Source organism: Winogradskyella marina (assembly GCF_015645385.1).
GTDB classification, from domain to species: domain Bacteria; phylum Bacteroidota; class Bacteroidia; order Flavobacteriales; family Flavobacteriaceae; genus Winogradskyella; species Winogradskyella marina.
In genome coordinates, this window is sequence record NZ_JADOET010000002.1 from 191,297 (window position 1) to 214,963 (window position 23,667).

At 32.1% G+C, this 23,667-nt stretch carries 20 protein-coding genes and 1 tRNA gene; 14 read left to right on the forward strand and 7 right to left on the reverse strand.

Annotation, left to right across the window (positions count from 1 at the left end; genetic code table 11):
* Nucleotides 1-11 precede the first annotated feature (11 nt).
* Nucleotides 12-1,808: a translation elongation factor 4 gene (lepA, locus tag ITJ86_RS04045; RefSeq protein WP_195870329.1), complete on the reverse strand. Its 1,797-nt coding sequence runs from the start codon at nt 1,806-1,808 to the stop codon at nt 12-14.
* 329 nt (nt 1,809-2,137) lie between these two features.
* Here lepA and ITJ86_RS04050 point away from each other — a divergent pair, with 329 nt between their 5' ends.
* On the forward strand, nt 2,138-4,513 hold the full coding sequence (locus tag ITJ86_RS04050; RefSeq protein ID WP_230080214.1) for an outer membrane beta-barrel family protein: 2,376 nt from the start codon (nt 2,138-2,140) through the stop codon (nt 4,511-4,513).
* 208 nt (nt 4,514-4,721) lie between these two features.
* On the opposite strand, the gene ITJ86_RS04055 is transcribed toward ITJ86_RS04050, so the two are convergent.
* Entirely contained in the window at nt 4,722-5,825 is a 1,104-nt protein-coding gene (locus ITJ86_RS04055) for a TolB family protein (RefSeq protein WP_195870330.1), read from the reverse strand.
* A 152-nt stretch (nt 5,826-5,977) separates the two neighbouring features.
* Here ITJ86_RS04055 and ITJ86_RS04060 point away from each other — a divergent pair, with 152 nt between their 5' ends.
* Together ITJ86_RS04060 and dusB are read left to right on the forward strand one after the other, a co-directional pair.
* Entirely contained in the window at nt 5,978-7,222 is a 1,245-nt protein-coding gene (locus ITJ86_RS04060) for a M28 family peptidase (RefSeq protein ID WP_195870331.1), read from the forward strand.
* Between the two features lie 103 nt (nt 7,223-7,325).
* Nucleotides 7,326-8,318 (forward strand): tRNA dihydrouridine synthase DusB, encoded by a 993-nt coding sequence (gene dusB / locus ITJ86_RS04065; RefSeq protein WP_195870332.1) that lies wholly within the window; start codon nt 7,326-7,328, stop codon nt 8,316-8,318.
* 498 nt (nt 8,319-8,816) lie between these two features.
* Here dusB and ITJ86_RS04070 read toward each other — a convergent pair whose 3' ends face one another.
* Both ITJ86_RS04070 and rbfA read right to left on the reverse strand, forming a co-directional pair.
* On the reverse strand, nt 8,817-10,019 hold the full coding sequence (locus ITJ86_RS04070) for an ABC transporter permease (RefSeq protein WP_195870333.1): 1,203 nt from the start codon (nt 10,017-10,019) through the stop codon (nt 8,817-8,819).
* Complete coding sequence (rbfA, locus tag ITJ86_RS04075) at nt 10,020-10,418, reverse strand: 30S ribosome-binding factor RbfA (protein WP_195870334.1); 399 nt, start codon at nt 10,416-10,418, stop codon at nt 10,020-10,022. It lies immediately after the preceding gene.
* Between the two features lie 171 nt (nt 10,419-10,589).
* Here rbfA and mce point away from each other — a divergent pair, with 171 nt between their 5' ends.
* The 8 genes from mce to ITJ86_RS04115 all read left to right on the forward strand — a co-directional run bounded on the left by mce (nt 10,590) and on the right by ITJ86_RS04115 (nt 16,982).
* Nucleotides 10,590-10,994 (forward strand): methylmalonyl-CoA epimerase, encoded by a 405-nt coding sequence (gene mce, locus ITJ86_RS04080; protein ID WP_195870335.1) that lies wholly within the window; start codon nt 10,590-10,592, stop codon nt 10,992-10,994.
* An 84-nt stretch (nt 10,995-11,078) separates the two neighbouring features.
* A tRNA-Ile gene (locus ITJ86_RS04085) sits at nt 11,079-11,152 on the forward strand.
* A gap of 87 nt (nt 11,153-11,239) precedes the next feature.
* On the forward strand, nt 11,240-12,064 hold the full coding sequence (locus ITJ86_RS04090) for a hypothetical protein (protein WP_195870336.1): 825 nt from the start codon (nt 11,240-11,242) through the stop codon (nt 12,062-12,064).
* Between the two features lie 122 nt (nt 12,065-12,186).
* Nucleotides 12,187-12,480 (forward strand): helix-turn-helix domain-containing protein, encoded by a 294-nt coding sequence (locus ITJ86_RS04095; RefSeq protein WP_195870337.1) that lies wholly within the window; start codon nt 12,187-12,189, stop codon nt 12,478-12,480.
* Nucleotides 12,461-13,735 (forward strand): DUF3987 domain-containing protein, encoded by a 1,275-nt coding sequence (locus ITJ86_RS04100; protein WP_195870338.1) that lies wholly within the window; start codon nt 12,461-12,463, stop codon nt 13,733-13,735. Before ITJ86_RS04095 ends, ITJ86_RS04100 begins: the two co-directional genes overlap by 20 nt.
* Before the next feature lie 76 nt (nt 13,736-13,811).
* Nucleotides 13,812-15,023: a site-specific integrase gene (locus ITJ86_RS04105; protein ID WP_195870339.1), complete on the forward strand. Its 1,212-nt coding sequence runs from the start codon at nt 13,812-13,814 to the stop codon at nt 15,021-15,023.
* 89 nt (nt 15,024-15,112) lie between these two features.
* Complete coding sequence (locus ITJ86_RS04110; RefSeq protein WP_195870340.1) at nt 15,113-15,976, forward strand: AAA family ATPase; 864 nt, start codon at nt 15,113-15,115, stop codon at nt 15,974-15,976.
* The gene (locus ITJ86_RS04115; protein WP_195870341.1) at nt 15,948-16,982 is read left to right on the forward strand and encodes a DUF3871 family protein; all 1,035 of its coding nucleotides are present in this window, start codon (nt 15,948-15,950) and stop codon (nt 16,980-16,982) included. The genes ITJ86_RS04110 and ITJ86_RS04115 overlap by 29 nt, the downstream gene beginning before the upstream one ends.
* A gap of 34 nt (nt 16,983-17,016) precedes the next feature.
* Here ITJ86_RS04115 and ITJ86_RS04120 read toward each other — a convergent pair whose 3' ends face one another.
* Nucleotides 17,017-17,178, reverse strand: a complete 162-nt coding sequence (locus ITJ86_RS04120; RefSeq protein WP_195870342.1) for a hypothetical protein — start codon at nt 17,176-17,178, stop codon at nt 17,017-17,019.
* 140 nt (nt 17,179-17,318) lie between these two features.
* Here ITJ86_RS04120 and dndC point away from each other — a divergent pair, with 140 nt between their 5' ends.
* From dndC to ITJ86_RS04135, 3 genes are read left to right on the forward strand one after another with little or no spacing between them, the layout of a single operon-like run.
* The gene (gene dndC, locus ITJ86_RS04125; protein ID WP_195870343.1) at nt 17,319-18,683 is read left to right on the forward strand and encodes a DNA phosphorothioation system sulfurtransferase DndC; all 1,365 of its coding nucleotides are present in this window, start codon (nt 17,319-17,321) and stop codon (nt 18,681-18,683) included.
* Nucleotides 18,680-20,767, forward strand: coding sequence for an AAA family ATPase (locus ITJ86_RS04130; protein WP_195870344.1), 2,088 nt, complete (start codon nt 18,680-18,682; stop codon nt 20,765-20,767). Before dndC ends, ITJ86_RS04130 begins: the two co-directional genes overlap by 4 nt.
* Complete coding sequence (locus ITJ86_RS04135; protein WP_195870345.1) at nt 20,751-21,152, forward strand: DndE family protein; 402 nt, start codon at nt 20,751-20,753, stop codon at nt 21,150-21,152. Before ITJ86_RS04130 ends, ITJ86_RS04135 begins: the two co-directional genes overlap by 17 nt.
* Nucleotides 21,153-21,286: 134 nt before the next feature.
* On the opposite strand, the gene ITJ86_RS04140 is transcribed toward ITJ86_RS04135, so the two are convergent.
* Both ITJ86_RS04140 and ITJ86_RS04145 read right to left on the reverse strand, forming a co-directional pair.
* Nucleotides 21,287-23,104 (reverse strand): DUF262 domain-containing protein, encoded by a 1,818-nt coding sequence (locus ITJ86_RS04140; RefSeq protein ID WP_195870346.1) that lies wholly within the window; start codon nt 23,102-23,104, stop codon nt 21,287-21,289.
* A 77-nt stretch (nt 23,105-23,181) separates the two neighbouring features.
* Entirely contained in the window at nt 23,182-23,667 is a 486-nt protein-coding gene (locus tag ITJ86_RS04145; RefSeq protein WP_195870347.1) for a hypothetical protein, read from the reverse strand.

Below are 23,667 nucleotides of genomic sequence, written 5' to 3' on the forward strand. Positions count from 1 at the left end.
AAAAATGACCGTTAATCATTCAGTTTTAAAACCGCCATAAATGCTTGTTGCGGTATTTCTACATTACCTACTTGGCGCATACGTTTTTTACCTTTTTTCTGCTTTTCTAATAACTTACGTTTACGAGAAATATCACCACCATAACACTTAGCAGTTACATCTTTACGCAGTGCTTTTACGGTTTCACGTGCTATAATTTTAGCACCAATGGCAGCTTGAATAGGAATATCGAACTGTTGTCTTGGAATTAATTCCTTCAACTTTTCACACATCTTTTTACCAATATGATGGGCGTTGTCTGCGTGAATTAATGCTGAAAGCGCATCTACCGGTTGTGCATTTAATAACACATCTAAACGTACTAGTTTAGACACCTTCATGCCAATTGGAGAATAATCGAAAGAGGCATAACCTTTAGATACGGTTTTTAAACGATCGTAAAAATCGAAAACAATTTCGGCTAATGGCATTTCAAAAATTAACTCAACACGTTCTGTGGTTAAATACGTTTGATTTACAATCATACCACGCTTCTCAATACAAAGACTCATTACGTTACCTACAAAATCAGCCTTAGTAATAATGGTCGCTTTTATAAACGGTTCCTCAACACGATTAATAGTCGTTGGTTCTGGTAAATCACTTGGATTATTTACAATAAAAGGAACGTCTGGTTCTTTATTGGTATAAGCATAATAAGACACGTTAGGAACCGTAGTAATTACAGTCATATCAAACTCGCGCTCTAAACGTTCTTGAATGATTTCCATGTGTAACATGCCTAAAAACCCACAACGGAAACCAAAACCTAAAGCAGCAGAACTTTCTGGCTGAAAGACCAAAGAGGCATCATTAAGTTGTAGTTTTTCCATAGAGTTTCTTAACTCTTCATAATCTTCCGTATCCACCGGATAAATACCAGCAAATACCATGGGTTTTACATCTTCAAAACCTTCAACAATATTAGTGGTTGGATTAGCAAAATCTGTAATAGTATCACCAACTTTTACTTCTTTCGCTGTTTTTATTCCTGTAATTAAATAACCTACATCACCTGCTTTTACACTTTGTTTTGGAATTTGATTGAGTTTTAAAGTCCCTACTTCATCGGCGAAATATTCCTTATCTGTGGCGACGAATTTAATTTTTTGTCCTTTTTTAATTTCACCATTAAAGACTCTAAAATAGGTTTCAATACCTCTAAATGTATTGTAAACAGAATCAAAAATCAGCGCTTGAAGCGGTTCGTCCACATTACCTTGTGGTGCCGGAATACGTTCAATAATAGCTTTTAAAATGTTTTCGACACCAAAGCCTGTTTTTCCACTAGCGTGAATCACTTCTTCAGGGTCGCAACCCAAAAGATCAACGATATCATCAGTAACTTCTTCAGGATTAGCACTTGGTAAATCTACTTTATTCAATACCGGAATGATTTCTAAATCATTCTCTAAAGCCAAGTATAAATTAGAAATGGTTTGTGCTTGTATGCTTTGTGCAGCATCAACAATTAGTAACGCCCCTTCGCAAGCAGCAATAGAACGAGAAACTTCATATGAAAAATCAACGTGACCTGGAGTATCAATAAGGTTAAGAACATATTTTTCACCATCGAGTATATAATCCATTTGTATGGCATGCGACTTAATAGTAATACCACGTTCGCGTTCTAAGTCCATTGAGTCTAAAAGTTGGGCTTGTTGTTCGCGAGCAGTTACAGAACCTGTTGTATCTAATAGTCGATCTGCTAAGGTACTTTTTCCGTGGTCAATATGTGCAATAATGCAAAAATTACGTATGTTTTTCATGTCTCTTTTCTAAGGCAATAACTAATTGGCAAAAGTACATGAAATTTTTCATTTGAATTTTTTTAAGTTTTCAAATTATATAAATTTTATGGGCTAACGAAATGGTTACTGAGGTGAAGCTAAATTTTAGACGGTTTAAGGTTGTTAATTTAAGATTTTACTAAAGTAACAGCGTTGATTTCTTGTGCTTTACCGCATCAAATACAATAATTAAAAACATTTACAATTACGGAAAAACCTCAGTAAATTGTAAAAAACTATTTATATATTGCATGCAAACCTATTTTATGCTTTTTCGCTTGCGCCTCTTTTGCTGTGTCGTTATATCAATGCTTTCACATGTAGTGTTTGCTCAAGACTATTCTGTTTCTGGCCGTGTAATTGATGCAAATAACAAGCCAATTGAATTTGCAACGGTTGTTATTTTAACAGAAAGTGAAGGTGATTACTTAAAAGGAACATCGACAGATGACACAGGTTTTTTTAATTTAAGTAAGCTCTCAGAAACCACGCTTTATCTCAAAATTAGCTTCATTGGTTTTGAAGAATTTCATCAAAAAATTGTCCTTACAGGTCATTTAGATTTAAAAACCATTCAGCTTAATGATATTCCAGAAAGTTTAAGTGAAGTCACAGTAGTGGCTAAAAAACCAACCGTTACCCGTAAACCTGACCGCTTAATTTTTAATGTTGAAAATACCGCTTTATCAGAAGGTTCTACGCTAAGTGTATTAAAAAATACGCCAGGCATTATTGTGTCTGAAGGGAGTATAAATATAAAAAGCGCACCAGCTGCAGTGTATATTAATAACCGACGCGTGCAGTTGACTTCAGATGAACTTATGAGCTTATTAGAAAGCGCACCAGCAAATAGTATAAAATCAGTTGAGGTGATTACAAATCCGCCTGCCAGTTACGATGCCGATTCAGGTTCTGTGATTAATATTATAATGAGTAAAAATTTGGTTACAGGCTATAGAGGCTCTGTGTTTACTAACTATACACAAGGTGTTTTTCCAAGATATAATGCTGGTACTAGCCATTATTTCAAAAATAATAAGGTGAACTTAAATGTGAACTATAATTATACCAATCAGAAAATCAACAGAGCGCATGATGATACGGTGAATTATTTAGACAATTCAAATGAAATTGAACAAATTTGGGACTCTAACACCAATAGAAATTCCTGGACCGAAAACCATAATCTTAATCTTAATTTCGACTATTATATTAATGACAAAAACACATTGAGTCTAACTAGCACAGGACTTTATACGCCAAATTTTAAATATAAGATTAAAAACAACACAGCTATTACGGATGAAAATTTGAATTTCTTATCACGTTTTACAGCCGATAATTTGTCTAGAGATAACAAATTCAATATTGGTACAGATTTAATTTTTAGACACGATTTTGATAATAGTGCAAGTCTAACATTTAACGCTCATCATACCATTTATGATTACGAACGAGATCAAAATGTACTAACCAATAATTTTGATACTAATAACCAATTTGATGGTAGTTCTGAGTTTAACACCAATGCCAATCAAAACACCAATATTATGACTGGTAAAGTGGATTACAGTCTACCGATTAATGACAGCTCTAATTTTGAGGTTGGTGTAAAATACTCTAATGTAAATACGGAAAGTGACATTACCAAATTTGATATTATTGGTACATCTGAAATAATAGACGTTAACAATACAGACGCGTTTAAGTATGAAGAAAATGTCTTTGCAGCTTATACGAACTATGTAAAATCTTGGAGTAAGTGGAATTTTAATCTAGGATTAAGAGTAGAGCAAACTAATGTTGAAGGAGAATCTTTAACCTTAAACGAAACTAATACGCAAGACTATTTAGATTGGTTTCCTAATGCAAGTGTATCGTATCAATTATTAGAAGATGTAAGTATTTATGGAACATATAAACGCAGTATTGAAAGACCAAGTTATACGGACTTAAATCCTTTTACATTCTTTTTAAATGAAAATACAGTGGTATTAGGAAATCCTAATTTGATGCCCATGTATAGAGATCATTATAAAATAGGAACTAACTTTTTAGAACACTTTACAGTAGAAGCGTATTATATGGATTTCGATGGCGATATCGTAGAATTACCACGACAAAACAACGCTACAAATACCATTGCATATACACCAACAAATCTCGAGAAAAAAATAGAGTATGGTTTCGACTTTGTTTTCGATTATTATCCAACCAATACCTGGAACCTTTATTTTGTGACGTCTTTCTATAATATTTCCGAAGAATCTAATTTTGGTGAAGGCTTTGTAGAACAAGACCAATGGTCTAATTACAGTGTTTTGTACAATAGTGTAGCGTTCTTAAAAGACCAAAGTTTAAATATGAGCTTGGCTTTCACTTGGGTTGGTAAAAACTTACAACAATTTCAAACAGTTGAAGATCGTTTGGTTTCAGAGTTGAGTATTTCAAAATCTATTTTTAAGAAAAAAGGAGTTATTTCTTTAGCAGTCGAAGACTTTTTTAATCTACAAGACCAAGAAACATCCATAAGGTATTTAAATCAGTCAAGCTCTAGTATTGTTGATAGCGATAATAGATATATTAAATTAGGCTTCCGTTATAACTTTGGAAACACCAAATTAAGCACCAACGAGCGTGCAACGAGTGCAGAAGAGCGTCAACGTCTTAAAGACATGCAGTAGTAGATGGATAAACTTCTAAATCACTTTACAGGATTTTTGCAATGGCGACATTAGGTATAGCATTTTTATAAAAATACACTTTAGTGCGAGTTCATTTGTGCCGTTAGGTACAACACCTAAATAAAAGTAGTTTTAGGCTGAAATATTGTTGTGCCTTTAGGTACAATATATCGGTTTAAGACACTTTGTTTCGTTCAAATGAAGTTAGTTAATCTTGCCATTCTGCGATAAATAAGTTCGTATCTCTTCCTCCACCATTATTTCGATTAGAAGAAAACACCAAATATTTTCCATCATTAGAAAACACCGGAAAAGCATCAAACGTTTCGCTATGCGTAATGCGTTTTAAATTCTTTCCATCGATATCAATCATATATAAATTGAAAGGAAATCCACGTTCAGATTCAAAATTAGAAGAGAATAAAATTTTCTCACCAGAGGGATGAAAAAATGGACTCCAATTCGCATTACCCAAATCCGTTAATTGACGTAAATCTGAACCATCGGCATTACAGATATACAATTCCATTTGTGTTGGTTGCACTAAGCCTTCAGCCAATAAGTCTTTGTATTCTTTAATCTCTTCTTCCGTTTTAGGTCGCGAAGATCTAAAGATTAATTTAGAACCATCTGGCGAAAAGAAGGCTCCACCATCGTAGCCTAATTCGTGAGTAATTTGTTTAACGTCACTACCATCAATATTCATGGTGTATAATTCTAAATCTCCACTTCGAGTTGATGTAAATACGATTTTATCACCTTTTGGAGATACGGTTGGTTCGGCATCATAACCTACTTCATTAGTCAATTGTTTTACAATATTACCTTCTAAATCGGCTACAAAAATATCGTAGGTATCATAGATTGGCCAAATATACTTTCCGTTTCTTTTCATTGGAGTTTCAGGGCAATTGTCATCACCAAGATGTGTAGAAGCATAAATGATATGCTTATTATCTGGCATAAAATAAGAACAGGTTGTTCGCCCTTTCCCTGTACTCACCATTGGCGGAGCAATACTATCTGTAAAAGTTTGGTTAGCGTCCATTATAAACATTTGATCGCACTCCACATCCCATTTCACATTGTTAGATTGAAACACTAACTGTTTATCGTCAAAACTCCAGTAAGCTTCTGCATTATCACCACCATAAGTAACTTGTCTTAACGATTTAAAATGCGTTTCTTCAGGATAGATTAACGAATCATATTGTTTTGTAGCTCCCGAAGTTGCTTCAGTCGCTGTATTGGTTTCATTTTTACAAGACGAAAACGTAACGAGTAGAATTAAAATTGCAATGATTCTGTTCATAATAAAGAATTATAATAAGTGATATTTAATGCCTAATTTTGTGTAAAAGTAAGACTTATAGGTGAAATATCCGACGAAATACAACGGATTAATAGTTTCGTGTTTTATGACAATATAGGTTTCTCAAAAACATTTTAAACACTTATTCTAAAATGAAAAACGTATTAATAGTAGTACTACTTGCAGGATTTTTATCTTGTAAAAACGAACCAAAAGTTGCTGAAAATAACATAAGAGAAGATGTTGCATTTTTAGCCGATGATAAATTAGAAGGACGCCAAACAGGTACACAAGGTGAGGTTATGGCTTCTGAATATCTGATAAAACGTTTTAAAGACATTGGTGTGCAACCAAAAGGAACAGAGGGTTATTTACAATCCTTTTCATTTAAGCCTAAAACAGATCCGCATAACGAAGTTGAATTTACAACCAATGCAGACAGCACCATTACGGGTCATAATGTTATTGGTTTTATAGATAACAATGCGAACACGACGATTGTTATTGGAGCACATTACGACCATCTTGGTTTTGGAGGCGAAGGTTCATTATTTCGCGAAGCAGAAAAAGCCATACATAATGGAGCTGATGACAATGCCAGTGGAGTGGCAGTGATGCTAAATTTAGCAAGTCGATTAAAAGTAAAGAATGATCAGTCTGAGGTTAAGGATAAAAACAACTATCTATTTTTAGCGTTTTCTGGTGAAGAAATGGGACTTTTAGGTTCTAACTACTTTTCTAAAAACCCAACGATTGAAGCAGCGTCTATAAACTATATGATAAATATGGATATGGTTGGACGAATGAAAGCCGATAGTACCTTAGCGGTTTATGGCACAGGAACGTCTCCACTTTTTAAACAAACCTTAAAATCTAACAATGATAAATTCAAAATTGTTGAAAACGAAAGTGGAGTAGGACCAAGTGATCATACCTCTTTTTATTTAATAGATATTCCGGTGTTGCATTTCTTTACGGGTCAGCATGAAGATTACCACAAACCATCTGATGATTTTGATAAGTTGAATTATGAAGGGATGGATTTAATTTCAGATTACATCTTTAATATTATTAATGATTTAGATGATAACGGTGAATTAGCCTTCCGAAAAACAAAAAATGAAAGTGAAGAAACACCGCGTTTTAAAGTCGGTTTAGGTGTGGTTCCAGATTATTTATACGACGGAAAAGGCATGCGAATAGATGGCACACGAGAAGATACTCCGGCCTTTAATGCTGGTTTACAAAAAGGAGATGTAGTTATTAAATTAGGCGATAGTACCATTACAGATATGATGAGTTATATGCGTGCTTTATCTGTTTTTGATAATGGAGACGAGGCCGCTATTACAGTGAAACGTGGTGAAGAAGAAATTGATACGAAGGTGAAGTTTTAAGATTTACACTAGCATATTTAATATATGAATTGACCTCACAGGTTTTTATAACGTGTGAGGTCTTTTAATAAAAAACATTAGTTTTGCATCAAAATATATACACTTGGTTAAAATAGGCGACATAGAATTACCAGATTTTCCATTGCTTTTGGCACCTATGGAAGATGTAAGCGATCCACCATTTAGAGCACTTTGTAAAGAGCAAGGAGCCGATGTGGTGTATACTGAGTTTGTGTCTAGTGAAGGTCTAATCCGTAACGCAGCAAAAAGCGTTATGAAATTAGATATTTACGAAAAGGAACGGCCTGTAGGCATTCAGATTTTTGGTGCCAATATGGAAAGCATGTTGCAAACCATAGATATTGTCGAAAAATCGAATCCAGATATTATTGATATTAATTTTGGTTGTCCCGTAAAAAAAGTCGTATCCAAAGGAGCAGGAGCAGGTATTTTAAAAGATATCTGTTTAATGGAACAGTTAACGGCAGAAATGGTAAAACGTACCAATTTACCGGTGACCGTAAAAACGAGATTAGGTTGGGATCACGATTCTATAAAGATTGTTGAGGTTGCTGAACGCTTACAAGATGTGGGCTGTAAAGCCATTGCAATACACGGTAGAACCAGAGCACAAATGTATAAAGGAGATGCCGATTGGAAACCAATTGCAGAGGTGAAAAATAATCCTAGAATGCATATTCCTGTGTTTGGAAATGGTGATATCACATCGCCTGAAAGAGCCATGGAAATGCGAGATTCTTACGGTTTAGATGGAGCCATGATAGGTAGAGCATCGATAGGAAATCCATGGTTTTTTAAACAAGTCAAACACTTTTTCGAAACAGGAGAGCACCTCAAACCAATTTCGTTAGCAGAACGTGTTGAAGCCGCCAGACGTCATCTTCAAATGGCAATAGATTGGAAAGGTGAAACGCTAGGAGTTTTTGAAACCCGAAGACATTATACCAACTATTTTAGAGGCATTCCACATTTCAAAGAGTACCGCATGAAAATGGTCACTAGTGACGATTCTAAAGATGTATTTGCAGCTTTTGATGAAGTCTTAGATAAGTTTTCTGATTATCAGTTTGTGTAGGAAGCGGGAAGTTGGAAGTGTGAAGCTTGAAGATTCTCGCTAAGTCGCAAAGTCGCAAAGCTGGATGAATAGGGTTGTGTAAATTATTTAAAAGTCTTGTCTTTTTTCCTCCGCGAAATTCTGTGAAACCTCCGAGTATCTCAGTGCAATAATTAATCTCTCGCCAAGCCGCAAAGTCGCCAAGTCAAACGAACAGATTAATTAAAATTAGAGTACTTCATGTCTACCTTTTCCCCCGTGCATGTCTGTGAAATCTCCGTGTATCTCAGTGTAATAATTATATCTCGCAAAGCCGCCAAGTCAAACGAACATATTAATGAAAATTAGAGTACTTCATGTCTACATTTTTCCTCCGAGCATCTCTGTGAACACTCAGTGTAATTCGTGTCTGCCATTTTCCTCAGTGAACCTCTGTGCATATCTGTGTAATAATCCATTCTAATTGAGTCGAATTGCTAAAAATAAATTGGATAAAATTCGTGTAGCACGTCTCTAAACTTAACTCTTAATCAACCCTTGAGTAATCCGCTGAGAAGCAATTTTAGAAGCCACAATTCCCAAACCAAAAATAGTACCCAAAACAATAAGCACATTTAAAACATTAATACGAACAGGATACGCTAAATCTGGAGTCAACATAACGAACTCAAAAGACTGTTGTATAAACACAATAAGCAATCCAAGACTAACACCAATAAGACCACTAACAACCGTCATTAAGCTACCTTGAAGAAAGAAAATAGACCTAATCGCCTTAGTTTCTGTTCCCATATTAAACAAGGTATTTAAAGATTTCTTCTTGTCTAAAATCATCATGATTATCGCACCAATGACGTTGAATAATGCAATGATAATGACCAATGTAAAGATGAGGTAAATGGCGAGGTTTTCGGTATTCAACATTTTGAATAAAGCGTCATTTAATTCGGCTCTATTTTTTATGTTGAATTTTCCTGTGAAGGCGGCTTCAATTTCAGACCTTATAAGATCTTCATTCGCTTTAGGATTCAATTTAATCTCAATGGCACTGAGCTGCTCGTCTTTATAATTTAGTAATTGTTTTGCGAGTTTAATATCTGAAAACACATAATTATTATTCAACTGCTCGTTAATATCAAATAGCCCTACATTATTCACATAAACCGAATTATAATAGCCTTGAATCGAAGTAGCCTGACCTTTACCAACCTTAGGCACATAAAAGGAAAGTGGTTTTAGGTAATCGAGAACACCAAAAGACAAATTATTAGAAATTCCCCAACCAGAAACAACCTCATTACTATTAGCTGTAATCCAATTGCCTTTGGTGACCATTGAATCAATGGTGGTAACATTTAAGTAGTTTTCATCTACTCCCTTTAGCGTCGCAATTTGATTTTTGTTTTCAGATTTAATAAAAATGCGTTCCTCAATAATTTCAGAATATGCTGAAATCCCTTCAATTTTTAAAAGGGAAGCCTGATCATTTTCAGTCCATTGAAACGACTTGCCTTCCGATGGAATTAGTTTTAAATCCGGATCTACAAATGTGGAGAAATTAAGACTATAATCTTTTAAACCAGCGAAAACTGAAAGGACAATAAAAAGTGCAGCTGAAGCAATAATAACACCTCCAGACGCAATTAAGGTCATTATATTTATAGCATTATTACTGCTTTTAGAAAACAGATATCGTTTTGCTATATATAAAGGGAAATTCACTTAAGATTTTTTACGCTTACCTAATAAATCTGGGTTTTCGAGCGGATTATCTTCACCTTTAAGAGAACGCTCAATACCGTCTATATATTCTAAAGAGTCATCGATAAAAAACTCTAATTGCGGCATACGTCTCAATTGATGACGCGTACGTTGTGATAATTCGTGTCTAATCAATGGCGTATTAGAACGGATACCTTCTAATAACGGTTTCGCTTCTTTATTCGGAAAAATACTGAGATAAACCTTGGCCACAGACAAGTCTGTAGTTACATTTACCTTACTCACTGAAATAATAACACCACGCAAACCACCATCTGTAGCTGCCTTTTGTAATACTTCTGCTAAATCTTGTTGGAGGATACCTCCTATTTTTTTTTGTCTTTGTGTATAGTCTTCCATAATAATCGATCTCACTAATCATCTGCAAAAGTAGCAGTTATTTAAGGATTATCTTATTTTTGGGAGTAAATTATTAATGAGGTTTCCGTTTATGCGGTTACTTAAACAAGAAATCTTTTTTAATAAAAGGAATAATAAATAAAAAGATACCCGTTTTCGCGGGCACTAAGGATGAAAAAAATAGAACATATTGGAATCGCAGTAAAAGACATAGAAAAATCGAATACCCTTTTTAAAGCCTTATTTGGAGAAGAACATTATAAAATTGAAGATGTAGAAAGCGAAGGAGTAAAAACGTCTTTTTTTAAATGTGGACCCAATAAAATTGAATTGCTTCAGGCCACCAATGAAGAGAGCCCGATTGCAAAATTTATTGAGAAAAAAGGGGAAGGCATGCATCATATTGCGTTTGCCGTTGATGATATTGAAGCAGAAATAGTGCGCTTAACGAATGAAGGTTTTACGATGATTCATAAGCAACCAAAGCGTGGTGCCGATAATAAACTCATAGCTTTTTTACATCCAAAATCCACAAATGGAGTTTTAATTGAGTTGTGTCAAGATATAAAGGATTAAAACGGTTTATTTTTCTTGTAGAGTTTTAAAATATGTAGTAATATTGCACTCGCTTTAGAAATGAAGTGATTGACAATTGTCAATGGTCCTATAGCTCAGTTGGTTAGAGCACCTGACTCATAATCAGGTGGTCCTTGGTTCGAGCCCAAGTGGGACCACTTTTAAAATCAAGCACTTACAATTTTATTGTAGGTGCTTTTTTATTTTGCCTGCAACATATCGGCAACATTTAGTAGATTTGAAGTATGAACACATTTCAACCTACAGCAATTGTAAACCTTCAAAACTTTATACACCCAACTAATGTTGAGCGTTTGATAAATAAGTTCATTAAAAAGCATATTAACGAAGAAGAGCAGCCTTTAAATATTGATTACTCTAAAGGGATAATAAGTTATTATAGTGCCATTAATAATGAGGTTTTAGAAACAAAATTTGAAACTGAATTAAATGAGTTGCTTTGGAAAATTACTAATGATATTAAATCTGAAATTGACCTATCAAATGTTAAGCTGAACAATAAAGAGAAGTTCAAATACTGGAATACTATTCTAAATTCATTTGAATACATTGAAGATGATAATTTTGAAGTTATATCTACTTTTCCCATTTGCTTAAAACCTTCAGAAGAAATTAAAGACTACTTAAAAAAGAAATACCAATTTCCATTAGAATTGGAAAATAATGAAGTTTCGTACTTCACTTTAAAGCCAAAATATTCAAGAAAAGATTTACAAAAAATCTATGATTTCATGGATGATAATTTATTTATAGATGCTGATGAATATAGTTTTGAAGACTTTTATTCTGTTTTGAATTATATTGAAATTAAAGAAACAGTTAGATTTAATACCAGTACAGAAAACATAGTTTGCCTGTTCAATGAAATGTCTAATCTATTTATAGATTTGACTAGAAAAAGAATAGAAGAATCTGAAAGGTTTAAAACCAAATCAGGAGCTATTTTATCTGTAAGCAACTATGAAAGTACTATAAATAGAATAAAAAATAAAAGTAATTCAGACCTCGATAAAATTAGAGCTTTCTTTTCTGAAAACTTCCCAAAATAACCTCACACATTACCTCACACGATTCTCACAGATACTGACTTTCAGTTTTAATATCCTCTAATATTGCATCAGAATCAGATGCCTAAATTTTATGCTAGCAAGGTGTCATAAAATTATGAAAGATGGAAAATACAGAGAATGTAGAAAATCTTCAAAGAGCACAAATGATTGCTTATAAGGAGATACTGAGTTTTAAAGAAGCATTGATTTACTTAGATGTAAGTGAATCCTTTTTATACAAATTAACACACAAGAAAGCTATTGAGTTTACCAAACCAAATGGAGGTAAAATCTATTTCAGAAAGTCAGATTTGGATAATTGGATGTTACAGAGTATATCAGAAAGCAAAAGAGTTTTAGAGGAAGATGTTTTTAATCATTTAAAAAGAAATGGTAATGGAAAGAAGATTAATTGAAAAGCATATTTATAATAGGCTTCCTGAAGAATTAATAACACTAACAGAACAATTTGAAAGCAGAGAAAAAGACATTGTATTGTTGTCAAGTTTAGGAGTCTTAAGTAGCTGTTTGCCTAGTGTTAATGGGATTTATGATGGAGATTTTGTTTACCCTCACCTATATCTAATGGTAATTGCACCAGCAGCATCTGGAAAAGGAGTTATGAACTATTCAAGATTGTTAATAGAACCAATTCACGATAAAATTTTTAATGAAAGTAAAAGCCAATTTTTAATTTGTGAAGAAAGTAATAAAAACAAGAAAAGTGAGTCTGATAAATGCCCTGACATAAAAGTGAAAATTTTGCCAGCTAATATAAGTAGCGCAGAAATGCATTCATTTTTAGATTCAAGTAAGCATGGATTACTTATAATGGAATCAGAGGCAGATACCTTGAGTAATATGCTTAAAAACGACTGGAGTAATTTTTCTGATGTTTTAAGAAAGGCGTTTCACCATGAGCCAGTATCTGTTAGTAGAAAAACAGATAAAGTGTTTGTTGATATTAAGGAGCCAAAACTATCTATGGTTATAAGTGGTACACCAGACCAATTGAAACCCTTGATAAAATCCAGAGAAAATGGTTTGTTTTCGAGGTTTATGATTTACAATTTTGATGAAATCACAGATTTTAAAGATGTGTTTGCAGCAAAAACAAAAAACAATAAAGTAGTATTTGACGAAGTAGGTAAAGATATATTCAATTTGTATGGAGAATTAGTAAAACTTGAAAATCCAATTGAGTTCAGTTTCACAGACCAACAAAAGGAGAAATTTTTAAGCATTATTAGACCCATAAGAACAGATATTGTTAATAACCATTCACAATCGTTCATATCAAATTTACACAGACATGGTTTAATTCTCTTTAGAATTGCAATGATATTAACAGTTTTAAGGAATAAATCAAATATCAAAAAAGAAAGTAAGTTGTTTTGCTCAAATAATGACTTTTTAGTTGCTTCACAATTAATGAAAACCTTGTTAAGGCATTGTCAGTTTACCTTCAACTCTATTGAAACAGGAGATTTATCGTTACAAGATGAAAACATATTGGATGACTTAAAATCAATTTTCACGAGGCAAGAGGCAATTGATGTTGGGGTGAAATTTGGCATACCTACAAGGACTATAGATGATAAGTTAGTCCAGTGGAAAAAGAGAAAATACATTTTTAAGCAAAGTAGAGGTAAGTACAAAAAACGAATGTAAGTATGTAATTACTGCAACTACTGTAATGACTGCCTCTATTCTGAGGCAGTTTATTTCAAAATTTAAAACAAAAAATATGATAAGAGCAACAATCAAATTGATGCTTGATGGGAAACCTATGGCTAATGGCAAGTATGCTGTTTACTTAAGAATACTAAAAGACAGAAAACGTAAGAAAATAAGTTTAGGACTGTACTGTAAAAAGGAACATTTTATAAACGAATCATTTACAAAACACCATCCAAGCTATCAAACAGAAAATGAAATGCTATTAAAGTTAAAAGCTAGAGCATTAGAGATTATAAGGTCATTTAAACTGAACCAACAGGATTTTAATTTGGAAGAATTTGAAGAAGAATTCAGAACAACCAAAAGGGATAAAGAAGTTAATGTCATGGATTTCTTTAATGAAATTATTGACGAAACAACTAGAGCAGGAAACATAGGTACAGCTCAAGCTTATAAGGACACCAGAGATTCAATAATCAAATATAAAGGAAAAGGGGTTAAATTTAGTAGTGTTACACCCATATTCTTGGAGAAATATGAAGTCTTTTTAAGAGAAAGAGGTAGTAAAGGTGGTGGAGTAGCATTTAAAATGAGAATGTTTAGAGCGTTATATAATAAAGCAAGGAAAAGAAAAACCATCCCAAAAGAACCCTATCCTTTTGAAGATTATAAAGTATCTAAACTTAAATCTGAATCTAGAAAAATTGCTTTGTCAGTTGAAGAGTACAAATTAATCAAAAATCTGAATGTTTCAGAACATCCACTTTTATTAGAAGCGCACAATTATTTTATGTTTTCCATTTATTGTAGAGGTATGAACTTTCATGATATGGTTTACTTAAAATGGTCAGATATACAGAATAACCGAATCTATTATGTAAGGTCAAAAACAAAAGGGAAATTAAATTTAGAAATTATCCCACCAGTAAAAGACATTCTAGATTATTATAAGAAACAAAATCGACCAACAGACTATGTGTTCCCAATTCTATTAAGTAATGATTTAACACCACAACAGATAGCAAACAGGAAACATAAGGTGCTTCGAAGATATAATTCAAAACTAAAAGAGATTGCCTCATTAGTAGGTATTAATAAGAAACCTACCTCTTATGTGGCTAGACATAGTTTCGCAACTATTTTGAAGATGGTTGGGACACCCATTGAGAAAATTACGGAAATGATGGGTCATGGTGATGTTTCTATTACTATAGCTTATCTAAAAGAGTTTTCAAATGAAGATTTAGATATAGAAAACAGGAAATTTATAGACCTATAACTTATTACAAACATTCATTTTACAACAGGCTAATTTCATTTCGGATTAGCCTGTTTTCATATAAATATTAATCTTTAAATAATTTTATTATGCAATTAAGAAAATCAGAAAGAAAACAAGCCAAAATTAAAATGGCTTTACAAGGGAGTAGTGGCTCTGGAAAGAGTTTAAGCTCTCTTTTACTTGCTAAAGGACTAACTAATGACCAACTGGACAAAGTGGCTGTAATAGATACAGAGAATGGCTCAGCTGACCTTTATGCTCACATAGGGAACTACAATGTATTGCCATTACAACCACCTTATACACCAGAGAAATTTATTGAAGCAATAGAGGTTTGTGAAAAGGCAGGAATGGAAGTAATAATTTTGGATTCAATCTCGCAAGTATGGGATGAACTTATAGATTACCATTCAAAATTGCCAGGCAACTCTTTTACAAACTGGAATAAAGTAACACCAAGGCAAAAAGCATTCATCAATAAGATTTTACAATGTGATGCTCATGTTATAGCTACAATGAGGACTAAACAGGACTATGTGCTCCAACAAAAAGATGGAAAATATATTCCTGAAAAAGTTGGATTAAAAGCTGTACAAAGAGATGATGTTTCTTATGAATTTACCATTGTATTTGATATTGACATAAAACATTTTGCAACTGCAAGTAAAGATAGAACTAACCTATTTTCAGGTAGACCAGAATTTATGATAAATACTTCTACAGGAAAGCGCATTTTAGAATGGTGTACTTCACCTGTCAAAGAAGAAGATGTAAAACAGAGAATAGAAGAATGTTTATCTGTCAGTCAGTTAATGGAACTGTATAAAGAGCACCCAAGTTTTCAGTTGCCATTGAAAGCTTTGTATCAAGATAAAAAAGACCAGTTAGAACAATTAGTTAAACCAGAAAATTTTAGTCAAAATGGAAATAGTATCAGTAGCAGAGCTTAACAAGCAACGTAATGGAGTAATTAATATTCCTGAAGGTAATCCTGAAATTGTGCATCATTTGCAAATACCTTCAGAAAAGAAAGTATATCAGCAAAATCCATTTATAGAGGCTAACACAAAAGAGGTTAGCCTTTCTAGCCTAAAGAATGATTGCATTATACCTGTTTTCAGTAAGGATAACGAAAAAACTTTAGCACATCAAGAGTTTATAGAGATAGCTCAAGATTGTGTTGGTAAAGTGTTTTCACATCACACTATTGAAGTGCCAGAGGTTAGAGTTTCTCATCAAATTAAAGGTAGAACTGCTGATGCTATTTACAAACCAGTAAAAGAGCTTTTAGAGCATGAAAAAACTCAGTATTTTGAAAGAATGGCATTTATCATTAGAATACCATCTATTACAGAAAACATAAATGGTCATGATGTGTCATTGACAGTTGGAGGTGTAAGAGCTTACAACCAAGAAAACCTGTATAACAGAAAAACTTATGAGAAGTTTAAATTCTTTATTGGGTTTAAAAATATGGTGTGTTGTAACCTATGTATTTCTACAGATGGTTATCAAGATGAAATGCGAGTAGGGAACTATTCTGAATTACAGTCTAAAATAATGGACTTAATAGAAGGGTATAATGCACAATCTCATTTACAGGAAATGAAACAACTATCTCAGCATAATTTATCTGAACAGCAATTTGCTCAGCTTATAGGTAGAGCAAGATTATATAACTTTTTACCTAAAGAGGAAAAGATTCTAATTCCAGAATTGATGCTTAATGATGGACAGATTTCTACAGTAGCTAAGGACTATTATTTAGATGATAGCTTTTGTAGAAATGAGAATGGAGATATTAACCTTTGGAATGTATATAATCTATTCACAGGAGCTAATAAGAGCTCTTATATAGACTCTTTTCTATCAAGAAATGTCAATGCCTTTGATTTTACTCAAGGTCTGGCAAATGCTATCAATGGTGATTCTAAACATCGTTGGTTTTTGAGTTGAGTGAGACCCAATCTTTATTAATTTAGAGGTTGGGTTATTTTAGTTTATCAACGCTTTCTTTTGAGTAGAAATAAGAGTTTCCTTGTTTTTTAAATTCAAGTTTCCCTTCCATTCTATAGTGCATTAATTCGCAACTTTTTATCTTTGCAGTTGTTATTACTTCTTTACTTGAAAGCCATTTAGGATTATTACTCATTTATATGTATTTGAATATTGCATTAATAAGTTAGAATTAATAAAAAATATCAAGAAAGTTTTCAAGTTAATTATTAATAAATAAAAGTTATATTGACTTTAGAAGTTTATATAACTAATTTTGAAAGATTATAAAATATTATGATAAAAATTAGAAGTAAAAAAGTTGAGGGTATAATTTCTGAAATTATAGACCAATATACATATGCTGATACATCAGATAGGCCTTGGATTATAGGCTTTAGTGGAGGTAAAGATTCTACAGTATTATTGACTTTAGTTTGGATTTCTTTACAACGAATAAAAGAAACTCTACCATACCCATATCAATTGAGAAGACCAGTTTACGTGGTGTGTAATGACACTATGGTTGAAAACCCAATTATATCTAGTTATATTGACGATGTACTAGTTAAAGTTGAAGAAGGTGCTAGAGACCAAGGAATTCCTATTATAGTTAAAAAAACAGTCCCTAAGTTAGAAGAATCCTTTTGGATTAATGTTATAGGAAAAGGTTATCCTGTACCTAATAATACTTTTAGATGGTGTACAGATAAGCTTAAAATTAGACCAACATCTAATTTTCTTTTGGAGCAAATAGATGAGAAGGGAGAGGCTGTTGTTTTACTTGGAACGAGATACGAAGAAAGTGCTACACGTGAAAGGTCAATGAGAAAGCATGAAGTTGAAGGCAAAAGACTTTCTAAACACAATACGAATGCTAATACCTATGTTTATGCACCAATTAAAGAATTACAGCTTGAAGAAATATGGTATATAATTAATACGGTTAAGTCTCCTTGGGGATTTGATAATTCAATATTATTTCAAATCTATGCGGATGCTAGTGCAGATGATTATGAGTGTCCAACTGTAGTTACAAATAAAGCACACTCTTCTTGTGGTCAAAGTAGATTTGGTTGTTGGACCTGTACAGTTGTAAAAAAGGACAAATCTATGTCGGCTTTAATAGATAATGGTCAACATTGGATGCAACCTCTTTTGGAATTTAGAAATAGTCTTGTTGAAAATAGAAATGTTAGTGAAAATAGGTCTACAACTAGAAGAAATGGAATGCCAGCTGTAGATGAAGATGGTCATAGGTCTGGAAATTATGAAATACATTATAGAGCAAGGATTTTAAGAGAGTTATTAGAGATACAAAAAAGAGTGCAATTAGAAAGGCCTCATGTAACCCTTATCACAAATCAAGAGTTAATTGCTATTCAGGTAATGTGGAATAGAGATTTAGAATTTGATTTCACTGTGGGTGAGATTTATAAAAAAATATACAATAAAGATATTAGTACCAATAATATCAAATCATTAGATGATACAGAAAGAAGAATCTTAAAAGAGGTTTGTAAAGAAGATACTTCATATTATCATTTAATAGATAATTTAATAACGCTTCAAGAAACAAAGACTCTAATGATTTCTAAATATGGGTTGCATAATGATGTTGAAAATAGAATTGAGTCTTTTGTTAATGAAAATGAATTATGAAAATAAGTAATATAAAATTAAATAACTTTAGGATATATAAAGGTGAAAATGAATTAAACCTATTATCTAAAGGAGATAAAAACATTAGTCTTATTGCAGGAAAAAATGGTTTTGGTAAAACAACTTTTTTGACCTCATTGATTTGGTGTTTTTATGGAAAACTTATGACTCAAGTAGAGGATAAGTATAAAAAGGATATTAAAAACATTGGAGGCTATGATAATTATTTGTTGTCTTTAGTAAATAGAGACAGTAAAGATGAATCATCTGAAACTGCATTTTCAGTGGAGGTTGAGTTGCAAAATTTATTAATACCTTCAATACCATGTAGAACGGTAAATATTAAAAGAGTTTATAGTTTAAAAACTAATCAAGAAACATTACAAATCCTTATAGATGGAGATGAAAATGAACTAACCAAAGATGTAGGTTTTGAAGTTTTTATAAATGATTTTATCTTACCTAGAGAAATAGCTAAGTTCTTCTTTTTCGATGCTGAAAAAATAGTATCACTTGCAGAAGCAAAATCTAAATCAGAATTAAGAAGTTTAAGTAAAGCATATTCAGAAGTCTTAGGAATTAAGAAGTATGAAGAGCTTAAAAACAACTTAGAATCACTTTTAACTAAACTTAGAAGAAGAGGTGTTTCAGACCTTGAAGAATATAAACTTAAAGAGTTACTTGCTGAGGAAGAAGAATTAGAAAAACTAATTAATCATAATCAAGATAAGCAAGGTGAAATTGATAAGCATCTCGTTATTTTAAAATCTGAAAGTGATTCTTTGCAAGAAAAGTTAATTCGTGAAGGAAATTCAATCACATTAGATGAGTTGAAAGAACTCAAATCTAAGCGTGACAACTTAAAAGAAGAATCTGCAAGTATAAAACAAGAATTAAGAAAACTATTGGACCTAACGCCTTTAGTTATTGCAGGTAAACATCTTGGTAAGTTATATAATCAGCTTGTATTAGAAAATGATGATTTATATGGTGCTTTAACAGAGAAACTTCTGAGGAAAGAATTAGAATCTTTTTCAACAAGTATTTTAACTAACCAAGACTTATTAAGTTTAGATGCTTCTATTAAAAATAAAATTGAAACAGCTATAAGCAATTCAATGAAATCTAAGTTTAAGAAAAAAGATTCTAATTCTAAAGTAGGAAAGGTTTATTTAGAGTTTAATGAAGAATCTTTTAGAGAATTTGAAGCTATATACAATAACATTAAAACAACGTTTTTAAGTCAATTTAATGATATAGTTAAAAAAGAGAAAATCAATAGAGCTTTAATTAGTAGAACTAATAATAAAATTAAGCAAGGAGAGGCTAGAAAAGATAATCATTTAGCTAAACAATTTAGAAATGCAAAAGATAATGCTGATGCTAAAATTGAAACTCTCTTAATTGAAAAGAATGACCTTTTAGAGCAAGTTGGTGGATTAAGACTGAAATTAACTTCACATAAAAAAGTGAGGTCTGAATATGAAAAGAATTTTAATTTAGTAGAAACTGATAAAAAGAAATATGATGTCACCCAAAAGCTTTTAGTTAAAATTAATGTGTTAATTAAAAGAATTAAGGAGGATAAAAAATACTCTTTACAAAAATCTATTTCTTTAGGTTTAAAGAAGTTGATGCATAAGAAAGACTTTATCTCTAATGTTAGAGTCAATATTATAGATGATGTTATGGACATTGACTTGTTAGATAAAAAAGGATTAGTAATAGATAAGGATTCTTTGTCTAAGGGAGAACAGCAGCTATATGCTACAGCTTTACTAAAAGCTCTTGTTGATGAATCTGGAATTAAATTTCCTGTATTTATTGATAGTCCGTTACAGAAGTTTGATAAACATCATTCTAAAAACATTATTAAAGAGTTTTATCCATCTATTTCTGAACAAGTAGTTCTGTTCCCGTTATTGGAAAAAGAGTTGTCAGAAGCAGAATATGAGCTTTTAAAGCCTAATTTAAATAAAGCTTTCTTAATTCATAATACCGATAAAGGGTCTGAGATTATTTCAACTCGTGTAAATAATTTATTTAAAGAATTTAAAAAAGAGAAAGATGTTTACACATATTAGAACTAGTAAAGAAAATAGAGAGGTTGTAGCCAAGCTAACAAGAAGGTTAAATCTCGGAGCTGAGAATGTTATAGCTAGAATCTCATTAGCACATTCTTTATCTACAGAAAGAAAAATGAAGTTGACTGACATTGAGAATTCTGGAGGAAAAGAATATAGCAAAGCTGTTTTATTTGGGCACTACTTAGATTATTATTTAGGTATGGTTGCTTTACATTATGGTATTCATATAACTGATAAAGACCTCCCTAAGTATATAAAAATGCATATTGATGACGGACTTCAATTGTTAAATGAAGAACTGAATAAAAGGTCTAATATTGATGGTTATGATTTTTTGGTAGAGAAGATTGAAATAGGTCTTAGCGAATTAATAGATTCTTAGTAATGTAAAGCAATATTATGGAAATCTGAGGTAAGACTTTTACAAAAGTATTACCTCTTTTTTTATATTAATTAAATCAATTTTTCATTGTAGAATACAATGATTTCTTTAATTCAATATGTTAGTTTTAGTAATTAGATAGTGAAAATTGCGCAAGCCATATCTTTCAATAATGTTTTTCTGACACCTAATTCTGAAGTAGTCCATTGTGTTAAAGTTCCAATATCTAAATTTAAGCCAATTGATGAAGCCTGAAATATTGGTAGTTTTATTGCAAAAGAATCATTGCTTCCGGTTTCATTATCTGCTGACCCCATAAAAGTTAAGTTTTCTAGAGAGTTTTTTAAAGGTTCTAGTGTTGATTCTAATACATTGCCAGAAGCATTTCTAGGATATACATGTTCAATAGTTGTACTTGTAAAGTCATAAATTCTTGTTTTATCTAAGCATTCTGGAGTGTTATTTGCGCCTTGTTCATACCATCTTTTGTAGTGTTCTAACGTCATAAGTAAATATTTTAAAGGCTTGTTTCCGCCTCCGACTTTGTATGCTAATCCATCAAGTCCAGCTCTAAATTGAGCTACAGTTACTTTACTACTCATTAAAGCGTTTAAATCAGCTCTTAAGGTAGAAACATTATAAGTTGTAACATTTGCTCTTATTAATAAGCAATGACTATGAAAAACTGATACCGCTGCTTCTATATGGGCATTTGATATTACTTTGTATTTGAATAAAAACAATTCTAGTATTTGAGTTATCTCTGAAAACTTCCTTTCTCCAAGATGATAGGACGCAAGCAATAAAGGCAAGGAGACTGTCAGTCCAAGTTCACGAATCAATAGATTTAATCGGTTTCTATCCCATCCAGTTATTGGTCTACTACTTGTTGAAAAGGGCCATGTGCCCATAGAAATTTTTCTTGCAATTTTAATTTCATCTAAAATTTTCCTAGAAGCTTCAAGTATATTGTCGGCATCTTGAATTGTTATAGTAGTATTGCTATGTTGTGGATAGAAATAAGAAAGAGAGTCATCAAATAAGGTGTTTCTACCTGCTCTAACTCCTTTATGAGATTGATAAATCCATCTTAAGTAATTTTCTGTAGATTTAGATTTCTCCATTAGAATTTGGTCCCATTTAGATTCTGTAGAATCTTGTTGAGTTGTATACCCTTCTAGTAGTTCTAATGTTTTTGCTCTTAATAAATCGCCTTCAGTTAAACTTTTTCCTCTATCATTCAAAACTTGAAATAATTTGTAAGCTTCTTGTGTATCATAAGTAACGATATGAATAATTGAAAAATCACTATCCAGAACAAGCTGAAGAATTTCTAATGAATCTAACTTATCCACAATTGAAGAAGTAGATGGAATTAATGAATTTATTTTAGAAATTAAACTTGTATAAACTAATTCAATCTTTCTATGTGATTCTCTTGTAGGTGTTGGGTCTAAATTTCTGACAGTTTCCTTGAAAAACTGCATATCAGCTTTTGAAAGTATTAGTGATTCTACAATGTGGGTTTGTCTATTAACTTCTTGACTAAATTCAATAAATCTTTTTGTAAGCCTGTCTATTCTACTTGATATTATACCTTCATTTAAGGTGTCACCATTACTTATAGCATCAACAAGTATGTTTTTATATATTTTTATAACAGCTGCTACTGTTAAAACAAATGTTGCACATCTTTGTTGCCCATCCACTAACTCATGTCTTTTTTGATTTACGACTCCAGTTACCGTACTCTCTACACTAACCATACCTCCAAAAAAATGGTTCATAGGAGTTCCATTTTTTCTTTTTGTAAATGCTTCTTCCAAATCTTTCAGATAATCTTCAAGTTCTGAAGCTTCCCAAGCATAGCTCCTTTGATATTTGGGAACTCTAAACATAGGAGAATTGTTGAAAAAAGTTCCTACTGCTGCGTGTACTGGGTCTACTCTCATAACTGATTGTTGTATAAGGATGTAATTTATGTTTTTAGTTTTTTAACTATTCTTTTTTTTTAGATATATAACCACAATTAATTTGCAGAAGAATTCCTTTCGTAAATTTCTAAAAAGAAATCATCTGAATAATTAAACTTGGTCTCAAAGCCTTGTGTTTCTCTTAATTCTAAAATATGTTTAGCTCCACCTTCTGCATGTTCTCCAATAATTGTTAAAAGCTTACGTGAGTTAAGTATTTCCTCTGCTGTCTCGCCTTTTATTTTTCCTAATGCCATTAATAAAAGACTATTTGCAATTCTCTCAGAAGAGTTAGTAATTGTTTGAAATTTAAATGAAGTTTTATGCTTCAAATCAGCTCCTTTTAATGTTTTTTCATTTCTAAAACCTATAATAGCTGCCCAGGCAAAAGCTTGCCAAAGCATTGAGAAAAACTTGTCATCTTTTTTTGTGATATTAGAGCCTTTCTCTTCTTGCCTGCTAAATAAGTCCATTATTTTTTTACAATTGTCTCCATAATGAACACCTTTACTGTTTATTTCTTGTGATAGTTTTTCAGTCAT